This window comes from Nitrobacter sp. Nb-311A, assembly GCF_000152905.1.
GTDB lineage: Bacteria > Pseudomonadota > Alphaproteobacteria > Rhizobiales > Xanthobacteraceae > Nitrobacter.
On the sequence record NZ_CH672417.1, the window covers coordinates 1 to 16,726 of the forward strand.

General features: G+C 59.7%; 12 protein-coding genes and 1 other annotated feature. Of the genes, 2 read left to right on the plus strand and 10 right to left on the minus strand.

Annotated features, from left to right (window positions below):
- Window positions 1-714 (minus strand): IS21 family transposase (gene istA, locus NB311A_RS11280; RefSeq protein ID WP_009798678.1); only part of this gene is annotated, 714 nt, incomplete at its 3' end.
- 232 nt (window positions 715-946) lie between these two features.
- On the opposite strand from istA, the gene NB311A_RS11285 reads away from it, so the two are divergent.
- Window positions 947-1,180, plus strand: a complete 234-nt coding sequence (locus NB311A_RS11285; protein WP_009798679.1) for a helix-turn-helix domain-containing protein — start codon at window positions 947-949, stop codon at window positions 1,178-1,180.
- Window positions 1,181-1,276: 96 nt separating this feature from the next.
- Here the strand turns inward: NB311A_RS11285 and NB311A_RS11290 are convergent, their stop codons facing one another.
- From NB311A_RS11290 to NB311A_RS11310, 5 genes are all read right to left on the minus strand, one after another.
- The gene (locus tag NB311A_RS11290; protein WP_040674960.1) at window positions 1,277-2,362 is read right to left on the minus strand and encodes a site-specific integrase; all 1,086 of its coding nucleotides are present in this window, start codon (window positions 2,360-2,362) and stop codon (window positions 1,277-1,279) included.
- Entirely contained in the window at window positions 2,359-3,714 is a 1,356-nt protein-coding gene (locus NB311A_RS11295; protein WP_245256987.1) for a site-specific integrase, read from the minus strand. Before NB311A_RS11295 ends, NB311A_RS11290 begins: the two co-directional genes overlap by 4 nt.
- 541 nt (window positions 3,715-4,255) lie before the next feature.
- Window positions 4,256-4,447, minus strand: coding sequence for a hypothetical protein (locus NB311A_RS11300; protein WP_009798682.1), 192 nt, complete (start codon window positions 4,445-4,447; stop codon window positions 4,256-4,258).
- 723 nt (window positions 4,448-5,170) lie between these two features.
- On the minus strand, window positions 5,171-5,911 hold the full coding sequence (locus tag NB311A_RS11305; RefSeq protein WP_009798684.1) for a hypothetical protein: 741 nt from the start codon (window positions 5,909-5,911) through the stop codon (window positions 5,171-5,173).
- Window positions 5,886-7,187: a site-specific integrase gene (locus NB311A_RS11310; protein ID WP_009798685.1), complete on the minus strand. Its 1,302-nt coding sequence runs from the start codon at window positions 7,185-7,187 to the stop codon at window positions 5,886-5,888. The genes NB311A_RS11305 and NB311A_RS11310 overlap by 26 nt, the downstream gene beginning before the upstream one ends.
- Before the next feature lie 576 nt (window positions 7,188-7,763).
- On the opposite strand from NB311A_RS11310, the gene NB311A_RS11315 reads away from it, so the two are divergent.
- Window positions 7,764-8,708 carry an OmpA family protein gene (locus NB311A_RS11315; protein WP_009798687.1) on the plus strand — a complete coding sequence of 315 codons (945 nt, stop codon included), beginning with the start codon at window positions 7,764-7,766 and terminating at the stop codon, window positions 8,706-8,708.
- 100 nt (window positions 8,709-8,808) lie between these two features.
- Here the strand turns inward: NB311A_RS11315 and NB311A_RS11320 are convergent, their stop codons facing one another.
- From NB311A_RS11320 to dnaG, 4 genes are all read right to left on the minus strand, one after another.
- Complete coding sequence (locus NB311A_RS11320; RefSeq protein ID WP_009798688.1) at window positions 8,809-9,627, minus strand: lytic transglycosylase domain-containing protein; 819 nt, start codon at window positions 9,625-9,627, stop codon at window positions 8,809-8,811.
- Between the two features lie 746 nt (window positions 9,628-10,373).
- A protein-coding gene (locus NB311A_RS11325; protein WP_086008680.1) for an IS3 family transposase occupies window positions 10,374-11,605 on the minus strand; the annotation gives its coding sequence in 2 pieces (ribosomal slippage) (window positions 10,374-11,314 and window positions 11,314-11,605; 1,233 coding nt in all).
- Window positions 11,205-11,321: a sequence feature (AL1L pseudoknot), on the minus strand. Its footprint overlaps the gene before it by 117 nt.
- Window positions 11,606-11,891: 286 nt before the next feature.
- Window positions 11,892-14,042 (minus strand): RNA polymerase sigma factor RpoD, encoded by a 2,151-nt coding sequence (gene rpoD, locus NB311A_RS11335; protein WP_009798690.1) that lies wholly within the window; start codon window positions 14,040-14,042, stop codon window positions 11,892-11,894.
- Between the two features lie 702 nt (window positions 14,043-14,744).
- On the minus strand, window positions 14,745-16,649 hold the full coding sequence (dnaG, locus tag NB311A_RS11340; RefSeq protein WP_009798692.1) for a DNA primase: 1,905 nt from the start codon (window positions 16,647-16,649) through the stop codon (window positions 14,745-14,747).
- Window positions 16,650-16,726: the final 77 nt, after the last annotated feature.

A 16,726-nucleotide genomic window follows, 5' to 3' on the forward strand; every position in this document is an offset into this window, starting at 1 on the left:
CCAGCCCGACGCCGGCGTGCAGGCGACCGGATCGATCAGATAGTGGCTGCACATCTGCAGGAAGCGGCGATTGTAGCGGCGATCCTTGCCGACGAAGATCGTCTCTACCGCCGTCTTCATGTTGTCGTAGATGCCGCGGCTGCAGGTACCCTTGAACAGTGCGAACGCCCGGTCGTGGGCGTCGAATACCATCTCCTGCGTCTCCCGCGGATAGGCCCGCACGAACAGCATGCGGCTGTGGCACAGCCGGACATGAGCGACCTTCACGATCGCCGTCACGCCGTTGAGGAGAACGATCTCATGGCTCCAGTCGAACTGGTAGGCTTCGCCCGCCGCAAAGCTCAACGGAACATAGGCCGCCGCGGTCGATTGCCCGCGCTCCTTGCTCCAACGCCTGGCGTAACGCCGTACGGCATCGTAGCCGCCGTCATAGCCGCGTCCGCGCAACTCTTCGAAGATCCGGATCAGCGTCAGCTGTTCGCGAGCCGATTTGGCCGCGTTCGCCGCCAGCAGTTCATCAAGCTCCGCCGCCCAACGCCCGAGTTTGGGGCGCGGCTGGATCGAACGCTCATACTCGAACAAGGTCTTGCCCGACCTCAGCACCTTCCGGACCGTGTTCCGCGACACCTTCAGGTCACGGGCGATCTCCTTGATCGTCTTGCCCTTGATGAAGTGTTCGCGCCGTATCCGCGCAATCGTCTCCACGATCAGCATCCCCGACCACCTGCTTCATGACAAAGCAGGCAGCGCAACAGCCAACCTGTAGGGGGTCAATTTTGGACGCCGATCCCCCGGCTTACGGGGTCAATTTTGCATGCCGAATGACACCAAGGCATGGATCAGGAATAAAACTCAACTGTAATTGGAGGTCGCGCCGACTAACTGCATGCGCACTACATATTATAGTTGATAAACTTAAATTGTGTAATCATTTTTTCTGCTGCGCATGGATATGCGCCGACTGGTTGGTCAGAATGTTATGCGAATCCGCCTCGAGAAGGGTCTGACGCAGGAGCAGTTCAGCGACATTTCTGGGTTCAGCCAGCAATATCTAAGTGGCCTGGAGCGAGGGAAGCGCAATCCCACGATCGTGACCCTCTACGAGCTGGCGAAAGCGCTTGAGGTGAGCCACGTGGATCTGGTTCGGCCACCGGTGTCGCGCTCGAAACGTCAGTCTTAGCCGTCGAAACGACCTGACATCAACGCATCTAACGTTCTTCGTGTCGTCTTATCGCTGCCGAATCGAATCGTTTCGCTGGCACACATTAAAATGGACCTACCGCTTGTCTTCCACGTATTCTTGGAGGACTGCCTTTAATGCCATAGCCGCGCTCAGGCTTGATGCGCGATTGTAGTGTTCCTCGGTGACTCGCCGGTCTCGGTGGTGGAGGAGAGCGCTTGCCAGGTTCGGGTTGTGACCAGCGTGGACCGCCGCGCTTGATGCTGCGGCAGTCCGAAACATGTGTGAGGAGACCCCGACCCCGATTGCCGTCAAAGTGGTTTTTTTGATCGCATCAGCCACGGCACTGTAGGTCATTGGTTGGCCATCCGCAGAGGATAACCACAATGCATTTGAATCACGCTTTTGGGCTAACACATCCCGATTTGTGGAAAGGTACTTCTCCAGTGACGGAACCAGCATGTCATCGAGGCATCGTTCGTCCGGGCGTTTTTCTTTGGTCTCACCAGCGCCGAGAATAATCCACCATCGCCCTTCGATATTCACAAAGTTGCGTCCAATTTCGAGACTCGCGAAGTTCTTGAGGCGGATGGGATGTAGCGCCAGCATGGCGACCATCAACCCGTTGCGAAACTGACGCGCTTTGGCAAGGTCAGAGCGGGTGGTCGAATGTTCTGTTTCAGCCATTAAGGCAAGGCCATTCTCAACCAGAACTTCGCTGAGCACGAACCGATCGGCTTTCGAGCGCGGTCGCATCACCAAAGCGAGATCCTTTTCGATCTCAGTCAGCCAGGTAAATTCGCCTTGGGGGTCGAGCAACTCGCTGGCCCGTCGCAATTTGAAGATCGATCCGTAGACTGTGACGGATGAAACCCTCATCTGCAGTTCATCCAGATACCCAGCAACGTTCTCGGGCGTAACGTGGCCGGCGGCGGCTCCACGGCGATCGAGCAAACCCGACCGATCCAGGAAATCAAGAAAATAGCCGTAGCGGCGCGCGAGATCCGAAAGCGTGATTGGTTTCATGTGAGCCCCGGCACCGCCCCGAACCAGTCTTTGGCTCGGACGGCACGCCGCAATCCATGCATCGCGATCTGCTGCCGGCCACTCTGCGATCGGCAATGATCGCACCTGAAAACGATTAGGTCGTGATGCGGGGACATTCGAAGTTGCCGGCATCATGCAACGTCCTCCTCGAATCTGATCTGCTGGCGAATGATCTTGCCGAATTCCTGATTGGCTTGCACTGTTTCAAGACCGCAGTAGAAATTGATCGTGGTTTGAATATTGCGGTGACCGAGCAAGCGTTTCACGACCTCATAGGCGCCGGGATTGTAGCGTAGATAGACGGCCGCCGCGGCGTGACGGAACTGATGGACGGTGAGTCGTAGGCCGGTTACCTCTTCAATCCGGTCGGTAATCTGACCGCTGAACATGTTGGCGGTCTTCGGGCCCCCGCTCGCCCCGGGAAACAGGAAGTCGGAATTCGCTCCACGTATCAGGTGCGGCCGATACTGATGGATGTATTCGTCGATCAGTTCTGTTAGCTCGTCGTCAAAAGTGAAGTCGAGGGAAACACGGTTTTTCACATCATAGTGCGGAAAGCTCAGCCAGAAGGGTGATTTAGGCCCACCCGGCTTAATCAAGTTCTGATCGATCCGGATAGCGACTAGGTTACCAAGCCGGATGGGCGCGAAACACAGGATCGAAATAGCGACCGCGATCTGGGCCGTGAGCGCCGCCTTGATCGGAGCGTAGGGGAGACTTGCCCGGGCGTCGCGCATTAATTGCGCCGGCAAATTGACAACGCTTCTCCAGACACCCGGCGTCAGTACCTTTCGGACAACCGCCAGGTTCTTTTCCGTCAAGCCGCCTTGCCGATGCTCTTCAAGGGTAGCGCGGAGACCTTCCAAGCGATCGATCGCGTCCTGATCCAGACTCACATAGCGCCCCAGTCCGACTAACTTTGACGCCAGCTCGATGGTGAAGATTTTGGGCTCATCGCCGTTATCACACCAATAGGCGTCGAGGACGGGTCCGGCCACATCGGGATGCACGAGGGCCGCAAGCGAATTTAGCCGTTCGATGGGGATTCCAATCCTGACGGCCTTGCGTACCATTGCCACCAGTTCGGCCCTGCGGGTCCTGATGGTCGTCGCGCTGCAGGGGCGAGAGCGCTTGCCGTTCGTCCCTTTACGGATCTTCTGGAGACTGGAGAGGTAATCGTCGATGTCTTTTTGAAGTCCCGGCGGAAAGTCGTTCCATGCGAGCCCATCTGCCGCTTGCAAGGCTGGCTCGGTAAGCTTCCGCTGCGGCCAGACCGCGCTGTGACCGACACACACATTCCATGCGCGGGCTACCGATCGGCGGGCCGCAAGATTCGTTGCAAGCGACGTCGTCTGCTTGCGATAGGCGAAATACTGATCCAACGCGTTTTCGCTCACCGCCGCCGGCTCGATACCGCAACCGGAGCAGTAGCGCATGAAGCCGGACAGCCGTGCCTTGCGGCCATAATCACCGATGCTATCGCGCAAGGCGGCCCAAGCGGTCGTCAATCGCATTCCGCGCGGTGCAACCTCGTGCTCCCTGCCGAACCAGCGCAACGCGGCCTTCACGTTCGACTTCTGGTTGGCGAGCGTCTTGGCGTTGGCGCCCACCGTCGCGTGATGAAGGCGCCCAACGTTAAACCGCGCCGAGGTCCAGCGAGCCGGCAGAGTTTCCATCGGTTTGTCGAGCGCCTTGGCGATCTGGCGCAACGCTGATGCCCACTGAGCCCGCGTCTGCGGTGACAGCTCCGTCGACTGTTCGATCGCAGAGAGTGCGTCGGCGAACGAGGGTTCGAGGAGGGGCGGTTTGGTCACGTTGGGAAGGCGTCCTTGGCGCCGTTGGTGTATGGGGATCGCTGCAGATGTATCTAAGTCTAACTTGGGAAATTGTAAATAGTATAATGGGTACATGTACTTATACTGTTATTCCCAATACATGGCGTTGCTTGTGTATCTCGATGTATACTGATGTATTGCGAGATATTTTTTATATTTGATGGCAAAGGGACGCCGGCTTTTCGACGAAGGTCTATCGCGGTCTGCGTATCGGAAAATAGCGGACGGACCGGCCGAACCGCACAAACGAGGGGCCGTCGCCGCGCTTGCGCGCCTTGGCGAGCCACGACAGGCTGACCTTCTGCGCCTCCGCAAATTCCTTAGGCGTCAGCATGCCTTCCGCGGTCGGAGTGTCTCGGGACGATTTGGGCGACTTCGAATCCATGACAAATACCCTTCGGGTTTAGGACTGTCAGACATCGGTCCGAAAGCGTTACACGTGGAGATACACCGGGCTTCGATGTCCATCTCACCTATCAGAAACTGGAGTGGTCTTGTTGGTATTGCCTGGTCGGCGATCGCTAAGGGCCTAATGTCCTTAAGTCCAAGTTTGCGAGACGGCGGTGGGAACGGCGCGACATTGATGTCGCTCGGGATCCGCCAGCGTGTCGGGGTCATGGCGCGGACCGTTTGCGATAAGAACTGTTCGCGCATGCGGCGCGAAATGCCGGCACACCTTGCGACCTGAAACACAAAACGGTCGGTCGGGGCTCTTCTCATCCTAAACCGAAAGCGGATTCGCGCTGAGTATTTGTTCTCGTCGGGGAGCTTGGTATGTGGTTGCATTTGCTCAAAGCCTTTCTGCCCGGGACAACGCGTTGGCGCGCGAACCCGGGCTTTTCTCTAGGACCTTGGGGGAAATGTACGCTGACCTGCATGCGGCAGCTTGGCCAGCCAGGCTTGTCCCTCGTCGTACAGAATTATGGTTCGCCGACCGGCCTTGCGCACCGGCAGGTCGCCTGACTTGATCTGTTCGTAAAGGAAGGAGCGCCCGAGCCCTGAAAGCTGAGCAAACTCAGCAACAGAATGTGCAAATTTTCTGGCTTCTCTCGACATTTCGCGCACCTGAGCAAGTCCGGATGGACTTCAGTGGTGCGACAAAAGCAACTTAGGCTGGGAATTTCGAACTTAGTGTAATTTTGGCGACTTGGTTTTTCCCAATCCTCTGCCGGTAAGCTCTCGTTGTGTTTAATTTCGTCCAATCAGTCTTGGCTAGATCTTTGACAATCTCGCTTTGCATTCTCTCAGCTGCGTTTCTTTTCTTTATGAGCGCCAGCCGGCGTCTGTAGTTTTGCGCGCGGAGTCTCGCAGGCAATTTCCCTGAATCAGTTTTGTCGGTGACCGGGAATTTTTGCCAAATTGTTTCGTCGCTTGCGATCTGTTGCACGGCGTCCGTAATTTTCATGCCGGCCTGTTGGCGAACATCTACGGCTTGCAGCAGGGCGTCGTCCTGCTCTTTAGTCCACTTCTTGGCGTTCTTATTGGAGGCTCTTTTACTCTCGACTTGAATAACACCGACACCATGATGGATCCTGGCGAGGGCGAGAAACGCTTGCGCGTAATCGGGGTTTGCCGAGTCAAAGCCAAGCGCCTGCAAGAGCTTGTCCTGTTGGGCCGCGATGAGCTCCAATAAATCAATGGTTACATCCGAACTATCGCCCAGCGTAGTGCGTCCAGTTTTTGCCAACAGCACCTTGCTTAACTTGACAGGAGCAAACGGTGGGAGGCGGGAAGTTTCCCCTTCCCCTTGGCTCGGCTCAAGATGGAGCGCGTATACCTTTTGGATCGAAGGGATCGAAAGACGCTTGCGAGGCGCACGTCGACTATGCGTTTTTTGCTTGGCGGGCATGGAGACGAACCACGTTGTTGCGATCGGAAATATTCAATTCTGGAAAATTTGCTCGGATGGTCTGCGCCACGTAGCTCGGCGCCAGATGGGCGTAGTGCTTCTCCGTCATGCGGGTGTCGGCATGGCCGAGCTGGGCGGCGATGACCCCCATCGGCACCCCGTTCATCGCGAGATGCGAGCCGTGGGTGTGGCGCAGGATGTGGAAAGTGACCGCGGGGGTGATCCCGGCTCTCTCGCTTGCCTCCTCCAGCGGGCGCTTTTGATGCGAGGTGCCCCACGCGGCGCCGTCGGCACGGATGAAGACCAGATCGGCCGTAGTACGATCGCTCGTCCAAGCTTGGAACGCTGCCTTACCTTCGTCCGTCAGGACGACATGGCGCACCCTGCCCTTACTGAGCCGGACAGCCACCGTGCCGCTGTCAGCGTTGAAGTCACGGCATTTGAGGCGAGCCAGTTCGGCATAGCGGCATCCCGTCAACAACGCCGCCTGCACCAGCTTCCGAAAATCCTCTGAGCAGGCGTTGACCAACCGGCGCGCCTCCGCGGCGCTGAGATAGCGCACCACCGCCTCGTCGACCCGCTTGAACGGCTTGACCTTGCGCCAGGCGCCATCGGAGCTGATACGACCGGCGTGGAAGGCGCGGTTCAGCGCCGCCTTCAGCATGGTCAGGATGCGATTCGCGGACGCCTTGCGGGCGCGGCGAGCGTCCTCGTCGTCAGGGGTAGGCTTGGTCGCGATCTCGGTCGCGGTCCGCTTCATACGGATGCGCCTCGGCTGCGTCGCGAGCTTGTTGCGCCAGCGAGTGAGGCGGTCGGCCGTCAGCTTCTCGACCTGAATGGCGCCGAGGTCAGGACGGACGAAGGCATCGAAAACGTACTTGGCACCTTGGCGGGCGGCCGGCGATTTCTCGGCCTCGATCTCCGCCATGTAGTCGTCGACAGCGTTGGCGACGGTGTAAGAGCCGGGCTTGATGATGCCTTCGGCGACGAGGCGCTGATGCTCGCCCCAGCGCCGGGCGAGGTCCTGCGCCTGCCAATAGTCGAGCACCTTGACGCCGTCGGCCTCCAGGGTGTCGTCGGCGACGCCGAGTGCCTCGGTGGCGTAGACCCCGGCCCCGCGATAGTGCCGCGCGACCCAAGAGCCCGAGACCGAGCCGCGGTAGTAACCGAGCCGAAGTCCCTTGGCGATCTTGGCAAAATACGGCGTCCGACGGGTGCGCAAACGTGCGCGCGCGGTGCGCGTTTCGAGAGACGAATTGCGGGCTGCCCGCGCCATCTGTCACCCCTCATTTCTTCAACTTTTCTCCAACAACGGAGGAAAATCGAGGTGGACGTTAGCAGACGGCGACACACTAAGCAATTGATAATATTAAGTTTATAGACATCCGCCGACGTCCGCAAATGTCCACGTTACATCTCTCTCAAGGCTGAAACAGGGGTTCAATTCCCCTAGGGAGCGCCAAGTGAAATCAATGGTTTAGCTCGAATACTGAATTTGCGAATGCTCCTTGGGTAAGCTGGAGCCAACCAAAGCGTGTCGCTGCTGGAAAGATTGCGGGACTGCCGTCCAAACTGAGGAGTCACGCACCGATCGCCATGAACGATGCATGGGCGGTTGATTGCGGCCTGGATGTTCGGCTGATCGGTAACAACCGCCGCCTTCATGTTGGGTCGGCCATGCTTGATATCCTTGCGGGTCGGATCACGCAGTGAGCTGCTCGTCAAACCAGTCCAGCATCCGGCGGTTGAACAGTGAGCGATTGCGCATTTCGCAATGGCCGTCCGCTCTGACTTCCCTATCGCAAAGCTGCTATCCCAATCGTCCAGACTTTTTCATCAAGAGGTTTGATCCATGTCGCGCCTGGTCCTTATTGTTGCCGCTGCCATCGTCATTCACTTGATACCGGACCTGACCACCACACCGGCTGTAGCCGCAACGGGGGATGTCGCCAAATCGCACGATTATCCCGGCATCGGCCGCTTCAAAGGCAGCGTCATCACCGGCTATGACGTGAAGGATTTCGACGCCGCAACCCTGCAGGCCGCTCCGTTCAAGGACGGCAAGGCCGCCGACCAGCGCAAAGTGGAAGGCCGCATCTCCCGTATCGCCTACCGCACAGGGCCGGGTCCCTCGATCCTGGAAGTCTCCCGCAACTTCGAGAGCCAACTGGCGAACGCCGGATTCGAGACGCTGCTCGCCTGCGATGTCGACGATTGCGGCAGAATTCCCTTCACCGAGGCAATCGGCGTGCTGCCGATACCGCAGATGTGGGTCGACGGTTTCAACTACCGCTACTATGCCGGCCGGAAGATCGAGAATGGACGCGAGACCTATGCCAGCGTGCTCGTCAGCAAGAACAACGACGACATCTTCGCGCAGCTTACCGTCGCAGAACGCGACGCGATGCAGAACAAGATGATCGATGCGGCTGCGATGGCCAAGGGGCTCGGCGAGAGCGGGCACATCGCCCTCTACGGCATCTACTTCGACACCGACAAGGCCGTGATCAAGCCGGAGAGCCGGCCGACCCTCGACCAGATCGCAAAGCTCTTGAGCGGTCAGCCCGGCTTCAACGTCTATATCGTCGGCCACACAGACAGCCAGGGCACGCCGGCCCATAACCTCGAACTGTCGCGCCGCCGCGCCGAAGCCGTCGCCGAGGACCTTGTGCGCACTTACAAGATCGCCAAGGCCCGGCTCAACACCGCCGGCGTCGGCTTCCTCGCCCCGGTCGGCTCCAACGGCACCGACGCCGGCCGCGCGCTCAATCGCCGGGTCGAACTGGTGCAGCCGTAGAGCCATCCGGGCTTTGATGGAATCAAAGCCCGTTCTACCTTTTTGTTTGACGCGTTTTCTTCACGCGAACCGGTATCCACTTCGCTCGAAAACGCTATCCCTACTGTCCCGCCAGCTTGTCGGCGAAGAGGCCGATGGTCCTGCGGTAAACCTCGGAGCGATTCCATTCCCGCATCGCTTCGAAATTAGCCGAGCCCTGGTGATAGTCGCCGCCGGCCTTCCAGCCGTTGACCCTCAGCAGGTTCGCGGTCGAAGCCAGCACGTCCGGCACCGAATGCCGCAGGTCAACATGGCCGTTGCCGTCGAAATCGATGCCGTACTTGATGTACGAGGAGGGCAGAAACTGGGTCTGCCCGATCTCGCCCGCATAGGCCCCGATCATATCGCCGAGGCGCAGGTCGCCGCGCTGCACGATCTTGAGCGCCGCCAGAAGCTCGCGCTGAAACAGTTCGGTGCGGCGGCAATCATGCGCCATGGTCGCGAGCACGCGAAACACCGGCAGCTTGCCCATGTCGCCGCGGCCGAAGTCGGTTTCCAGCCCCCAGATCGCGACGACGATCTCCGGCGGCACGCCGAACTGCTTCTCGATCCGTGACAGCAGCGAGCCGTGACGCGCCAGCATCGCTTTACCGCCCTTGATGCGGCCGCCGGTGACGCGGGTCGCGGCATATTGCTCGAAACTCTTGCGGAAGGTGCCGCGCTGGCGGCGATCGAAATTCAGGACCGCCTGATCCCGTTGCACACCGCCGAGCGCCTGCGAAATCACGTTCTGCGAGATGCCATCCGCGGCGGCTTCCCGCGACATCGCGGAGACAAACCCGTTGAAATCGCCGCCGCACTGCGCGGCGGAAACGTCGGTCGATGCGAGAGGAGCGGCGAGAAGGGCGGCGGCGAAGGCGACGGCGAAACGGAGTTTCATTGCAATCCCTTTTTGCTGAATCGTCGCGCGTTATAGCACGACTATGGCGGCGCGATGATTAACGGCGGCGCGAGACCTCCCTCTCCCCCGGGCGGTCCCGTTCGCGCCAGGAATAGCCCGCCCCTCGTGGCAAACATGCGTGGGCTGCCCTGGTCTCTGAAAGGCACGGGCGCGCCTGAAACCGCCTTGGTCCCGCCCTTGAAGAGGGCGCGCGGAACGCCGGACGCAGGGCGAGCGACAGCAAAAATGGGTGCCGGTTTTGCGTCCGGTCGCGCCAATTCTCAAAGCGGCGCATGGCCTGGCCGCCGAACCGCTCACACTTCGGCGGGCCATGCGCGCGCGTCCGCAGCCTCATGCGCGATCAAAACAAGCGCACGAGTTATATCAGAGCCTTTCCGCTTTCTGGCGGAATCCGAACCGAGGCTCCATGATGTCGACCTTGGTCCGACGCGTTGGCTTCGCGCGAACGGGCAATCCATCCCCGGATCAAGCTTGAGGACATGCTTCGCTCGAAACGCTGTGAGCGCGGCGACCTTCGGTGCGCTCCATTCTCTTGTTGTCACGACAGATCACTCCGACCCTGCGGCCTCCGACCCTGCCCGCGAACGGGAGAAAGGAGGCGGCGCGCCGCACCTTGGTTGCCTTTGCGCGGCAGGGCGGGATGAATCGGTATAGTCTCCCTTCGAGGCTCCACATATCCCGCGACGTGAACCGCCCCGGGTTTGCCGGAGGCCGTTTGGTTTAAGTTATGCCGCCATGGCCGATTGTTCCAGCATGGCGTAGTAGCGTTGCTCGGCTTCGGCGGGCGGGATGTTTCCGATGGGCTCCAAGAGCCGTCGGTTGTTGAACCAATCGACCCATTCCAGCGTTGCGAACTCGACGGCCTCGAAGCTACGCCACGGTCCGCGTCGGTGGATCACCTCAGCTTTGTAGAGGCCGTTGATGGTTTCGGCGAGAGCATTATCGTAGGAATCGCCGACACTGCCGACAGACGGCTCGATGCCAGCTTCAGCCAGGCGCTCGGTGTACTTGATGGATACGTACTGACTTCCTCTGTCGCTGTGGTGTACGAGCCCGCCGCGATGGACCGGCCGTCGATCGTGCAGGGCTTGCTCCAGCGCATCGAGCACGAAGCCGGCGTGCGCCGAACGTGATGCCCGCCAGCCGACGATCCTGCGGGCATAGGCGTCGATGACGAAGGCGACATAGATGAAGCCGGTCCAGGTGGCAACATAGGTGAAGTCGGAGAGCCAAAGCGCATTCGGCCTCGACGCCTTGAACTGGCGGTTGACGTGATCCAGCGGGCATGGCGCCGCCTTGTCGCCGATCGTGGTCCTGACCGACTTGCCGCGGATAACACCGTGCAAGCCCATGGTCCGCATCAATCGTGACACCGTACAACGGGCGATATCGAAGCCTTCGCGCTTGAGTTGCCGCCAGATCTTGCGCACGCCATAGACGCGGAAGTTCTCATCGAAGACGCGCCGGACCTCGATCTTCAGGATGACATCCTGCCTGGCGCGCGCCGACAGCTTGGCGGGATCACGCCGTTTGGCGACATGGGCATGATAGGTCGAGGGGGCGATCGACAGAACCTTGCAGATCGGCTCGACCCCATGCGCCGCGCGATGATCGTCGATGAAGGCGATCATGGCTTGGACCGGCGGTCGAGCTCCGCCGTCGCAAAATAAGCGCTTGCCTTGCGCAGAATCTCATTGGCTTGCCGAAGCTCGCGGTTCTCACGCTCAAGCGCCTTCAGCTTCTCCGCCACGTCCGTTGGGACGCCTGCTCGCTTGCCGCTGTCGATCTCCGCCTTCTTCACCCATTCCAGCAGGGTATGGCCGGAACAGCCAATCTTGGGGGCTATCGCCTCAATCGCAGCCCAGCGGGACGGATACTCGCTGCCGTGATCCAAAACCATTCGAACCGCTCGGGCCCGAACCTCCGGTGAAAACTTGTTCGTCGTCTTGCTTGTCATGGCTCCATCCTCTCAGGAGTTGGAGCCTCCGGCAAACCCGGGGCGGTTCAACGCCCCTCCGGATGACGCCGTCGGTGAGCCGCACTTCGGATAATGCTTTGATCCTGCGCAACCTCCGCCCCATCGCATCACTGCTGCTCGCCGTGGAACCATCGCCGTGAGAAGGATCCATCAGAGCGGGGAGCCCCTCGAATCTGTTTCAACCTGCGTTGAATCAGACTCGCCGCATATCTTTTTTTTGAGCATAATCTTTTCCGAACCGGTTTCCGCTTTTCGGGATCATGCTCTAATTATCGAGGAAGCTCCGCAGCTTGCGCGAACGCGAAGGGTGCTTGAGCTTGCGCAACGCCTTGGCCTCGATCTGGCGGATGCGTTCGCGCGTCACCGAAAACTGCTGCCCCACTTCCTCCAGCGTGTGGTCGGTGTTCATGCCGATCCCGAAGCGCATGCGCAGCACGCGTTCTTCGCGCGGAGTCAACGAAGCAAGGACACGCGTGGTGGTCTCGCGCAGGTTGGACTGGATCGCAGCGTCGATCGGCAGCACAGCGTTCTTGTCTTCAATGAAATCGCCGAGGTGTGAATCCTCCTCGTCACCCACCGGCGTTTCCAAGGACAGCGGCTCTTTCGCGATCTTGAGGACTTTTCGTACCTTCTCCAGCGGCATCCCGAGCTTTTCGGCCAGTTCCTCCGGCGTCGGCTCGCGGCCGATCTCGTTCAGCATCTGGCGCGAGGTGCGCACGATCTTGTTGATGGTCTCGATCATGTGCACGGGAATGCGGATAGTGCGGGCCTGGTCCGCGATCGAGCGGGTGATCGCCTGCCGAATCCACCAGGTGGCATAGGTCGAGAATTTATAACCGCGGCGATACTCGAATTTATCGACCGCCTTCATCAGACCGATATTGCCTTCCTGGATCAGGTCAAGGAACTGCAGGCCGCGGTTGGTGTATTTCTTGGCGATGGAAATGACCAGGCGCAGATTCGCCTCCACCATTTCCTTCTTGGCCTGGCGCGCCTCGCGCTCGCCCTTCTGCACGCCCTGCACGATCTTGCGGAACTCGCCGATCTCAAGCCCGGTCAGCGCCGCGAGTTGCTGGATTTCGCCGCGCAGCTCCTTGATGCGGTCCTTTTCGTGGTGAACGAAATTCTTCCAGCCTTTCGCTGAGAGTTTCGACACCCGGTTGAGCCAGCGGGGATCGAGCTCTGAGCCCTGGTAGTTCCTTAGGAAATCCTCCCGCGCCACGCCATGGCTGTCGCCGAGCCGCAACAAGCGACCTTCGAACGAGACCAGTCTTTTATTGATGTCATAAAGCTGCTCGACCAGAGAATCGATGCGCGCCTGATTGAGGCGCAGCGACTTCACCTCGACGATGATCTCATCCTTCAGCTTCTTGTAGCGGCGCTCCTGATTCGGCGAGAGCGACTCGTTCTGAAGCTGGTTGGAGATGTCGGCTTCCTGCAGGCGGCGCAGCTTCTTGTAGTTGTCGGCGATCTTGTCGAATGTTTCGACCACCTTCGGCTTCAACTCGGCTTCGATGGCTGCAAGCGACATCTGATTGTCGAAGTCGTCCTCCTCCATCTCGCCTTCCGCCGCGGCCACGCCCGGATCCTTGTCATCCGGGTCGGCGGACCCCGCCGGCGCAGCGCGGGCGGCACGGAATGGGGTCGGTGACGGCGGTGCTGCAGGCGGCGCGGTCACGGTGGATCCCACGTCGCTCTCGCCCGAGTCGGCGTCGGAGGCGTCAGCCGACAACGGCTGGCCGTCGGGACCGGCCGGCGACCCAAGCAACGCCTGGTTGCTCTTGGCCTCGGGCCCGGCATAGGTCGCCTCGAGGTCAATGATGTCACGCAGGAAAATCTTTCCTTCGTTGAGTTCGTCACGCCAGATGATGATGGCCTGAAAGGTCAGCGGACTCTCGCACAGCCCCGCGATCATCGCCTCGCGGCCGGCCTCGATGCGCTTGGCGATGGCGATCTCGCCCTCGCGCGACAACAGCTCGACGGTGCCCATCTCCCGCAGATACATCCGCACCGGGTCGTCGGTGCGTTCACCGGGTTCCGATTTCTTGACCTCGGTGACGGCCTTCTGAGTGACCTCGACCAGCTCGTTGTCGGTCTCCTCGTCGGCCTCTTCCTTGTTTTCGTCCTCGCTGTCGGCATCCTCGGACTCCGACACGTTGATGCCCATATCCGAGAGCATCGACATGATATCCTCGATCTGCTCCGGCGAGGTGGTCTCGGACGGCAGCACTTCATTGAGCTGGTCGAAGGTGACAAAGCCGCGCTTTTTCGCCTGCTTGATCATTTTCTTCACGGCGGCGTCGCTGAGGTCGAGCAATGGCGACGGCGCATCCGCGATATCCTTCTCGGGAGCGTCCGCGGCCTTGTCGTCCTTTTCCTTTTCCCTGACCTGCAGCGTCTTTGCCTTGCTCGCCATTCACCGCTCCTGAAACGCACTCATGCGGAAGCGCGCCCGCTTCCCTTGAAATCCGCGCCGCGCCCGGCGCCTTGATCTGCGCCGCTCACGACGCACAAAGGGCGGCGCAAGCCCCTCGCCACCCCGTCAACCTTCTTTCGAATGATCGTACCCGCGTTGGACTACGTGTCGGATGACCTAGCCTGCCAGCCCTTGACTTTCAATTAACCCTGTTTCTGCCGCCAAACCCCGGATTTGGCGAGTCTTTATCATGGTTCCGAGCGTTCCCGCTCCATATCAATCTGTTCAGACGATCCGAACTGCCGACAACGTCCAATCCCGGCCGGCGGCATTCCCCTTCCGCAGCTTCAATGGCGTTCCCGCTCCTTAAAGTATTTCCTAAGTAAGAAGCGCTGCTGATGATACAAGCCGATCCGCTGGTCTCCCGGGACCAAAAGGGCAGAGATAACCGCCCTTTGTTCTGACAGGCCGCGAATCTGCGGCAACATGCTGAACTCACTCATTATCTCCGGTCCTTTTTAGGGTCAATGACCGTGTCTTTCGTACACCGGGGGCTCGTCGATTTCCTGGCGCGGCGGGCATAACCTGACGCAGCCGGGTCGGAACCCGGTGCAGGCAAAATCCCGTCGGCCAGGCCACGTGACGGCAGAAAAAGACTTTTCTTCTACCGGAAGTATACAATCATAGCTTCTCATGGACTGCTCACGCAGCGAGGCGCATCGTCCCCCCTTGGGGCGCCCAAACGCGGATGATGTCTTCCGCCCACTCCGACAACGCTACTCCCTCGGCGCTGATGCCTTCCTGTTCGGCGTGACCTTCCCGAACCAGATTCAGCAGGCGCGCGACAGCAGATTCGTCTCCTTCTCCGGCATCGAGCCTGGCCCGCTGAATGTCATCTTCCAGCTCATGCCAATGCAGGATCCTGATGAAGTGGTCCAGACATCCTGAGACGAAATCAGAGGGCGGATCACGACTTAGAATCGGGAAGCGCTCGAACAGCCGATGCCCGCGCTGTTTGCCGTCGCCCGCTTCGCCGTGGACGGTTTGCAGCGTGTCATAGAATTCGGGTTTAAGTTTCGTCCAAATATCCGCGACGGACAGCTTTGCGTCGGTAACCAACAACCGAAAGAGACTCGTCAAAAATCCATTGAATTCCTCGGGGAAATGCAGACGTTCTACGGAGTCCTGCTTATCCTCGAGCAGGTTGGGATACTCGACGAGCATCCCCAAAATGACCTTTTGCAGCCCCGAACGCTGATCCTCGCCGCGAATCCTGAGTTCGTTTCGAACAAATTTGGAGCCTGCTTCCCTGTTCTTACGGGACGGTCCTCGGTTAACTTGCCAGAACAGGTTGGCGAGCTGCATGCGTGACGTTCTGAAGAACGCCGTGTTGACGGCCGGATCCTGGATCGTGCGGACCAGCGTGTAGAGCTTCTGTTCGAGCGCGGCCTGCTTGTCGGGCGTCCGAATGTCCCGGCCATCGGTCTCACGCTGCCAGAGCACATCCCACAGCGGCAGCGAGCCCGACAGGACGCCCCGGAACGCCTCGACGCCCTTTTCCCGGATCAGGTCGTCGGGGTCCTTCTGTTCGTCCATGAACACGAAGCGGAAGGTCTTTCCCACCCGAAGCAAGGGCAGAATGCGGTCAACGGATCGATAAGCGGCCGCGACGCCCGCACGATCGGAATCGAAGCACACGACCGGCTCGGGAGACAGCCGCCACAAGGTCGCGATCTGCTCTTCCGTGAACGCGGTGCCCATGGTGGCGACCACGGCCTTGATACCGGCCTGATAGACCGCGATCGCATCCATATAGCCTTCGACGGCCACGACCGAATTGGCTTCATGAGCGGGTTGGCGCGCGCGATGAAAATTGAAAACCACCGAGCCTTTATGAAAGATCGGGGTCTCGGGTGAATTCAGATACTTGGGCTGAGCATCCTTTCTGAGGGCCCGGCCGCCGAAACCGACGACGCGGCCGCGCTGGTCATGGATCGGAATCATGATCCGGTCGCGGAAACGATCGTAAGGGACGGGAATGTCGTCTCCGGCGATCAAGAGTCCGGCCTCGATCATGTCTTCGACCGGGACGCCTTTCGATCCCAGATATTCCTTCAATGCGAAGCGATCGGGGGTCGCGTAACCGATCCGGAACTCAATGACGCTGGACGGGGCGATGGCGCGGTCCGACAGGTAGCCGCGCGCCTGCGCGCCGACTCGCGAGGCGAGATTCTGTTCGAAGAATTTGGCCGCGAGCTCCATCACCTCGAACAGGGATTTCTGCCGCTGCTCCCGCTGCTCGTCTTCTCGTGAACTGCGGGGAAGCGGAAGCCCCGCCATCACCGCCAGCCTTTCCACGGCTTCGGGAAAGGAAACGCCCTCGGTTTCCATCACGAAGTCGAAGATGTTGCCGTGCTTGCCGGTCGAGAAGTCGTGGTAAAACTGCTTCTGGTCGTTCACCGTGAACGACGGCGTCTTTTCCTGCTGGAACGGCGACAGCCCCTTGAATTCACGCCCTGCCCGCTTCAACTTCACGCGTCGGCCGACAACTTCCGAAACCGGAAGCCGGGCCTTGACCTCGTCGATGAAGCTGGGCGGAAAACGCATACGCCGTCTCACTCAATCTAGAGTCTTTCCGCTTATGATAGAATCATAAGTGGACTGTATGATTTTGTTTTGACGCG

Coding starts and splice junctions, on each gene's coding strand:
- NB311A_RS11315 (WP_009798687.1), top strand. CDS start 7,764: ATGTCGCGCCTGGTCCTTATTGTTGCCGCTGCCATCGTCATTCACTTG.
- rpoD (WP_009798690.1), bottom strand. CDS start 14,042: ATGGCGAGCAAGGCAAAGACGCTGCAGGTCAGGGAAAAGGAAAAGGAC.
- NB311A_RS11320 (WP_009798688.1), bottom strand. CDS start 9,627: ATGAAACTCCGTTTCGCCGTCGCCTTCGCCGCCGCCCTTCTCGCCGCT.
- NB311A_RS11300 (WP_009798682.1), bottom strand. CDS start 4,447: ATGGATTCGAAGTCGCCCAAATCGTCCCGAGACACTCCGACCGCGGAA.
- NB311A_RS11305 (WP_009798684.1), bottom strand. CDS start 5,911: ATGCCCGCCAAGCAAAAAACGCATAGTCGACGTGCGCCTCGCAAGCGT.
- NB311A_RS11310 (WP_009798685.1), bottom strand. CDS start 7,187: ATGGCGCGGGCAGCCCGCAATTCGTCTCTCGAAACGCGCACCGCGCGC.
- NB311A_RS11290 (WP_040674960.1), bottom strand. CDS start 2,362: ATGATGCCGGCAACTTCGAATGTCCCCGCATCACGACCTAATCGTTTT.
- dnaG (WP_009798692.1), bottom strand. CDS start 16,649: ATGCGTTTTCCGCCCAGCTTCATCGACGAGGTCAAGGCCCGGCTTCCG.
- NB311A_RS11285 (WP_009798679.1), top strand. CDS start 947: ATGGATATGCGCCGACTGGTTGGTCAGAATGTTATGCGAATCCGCCTC.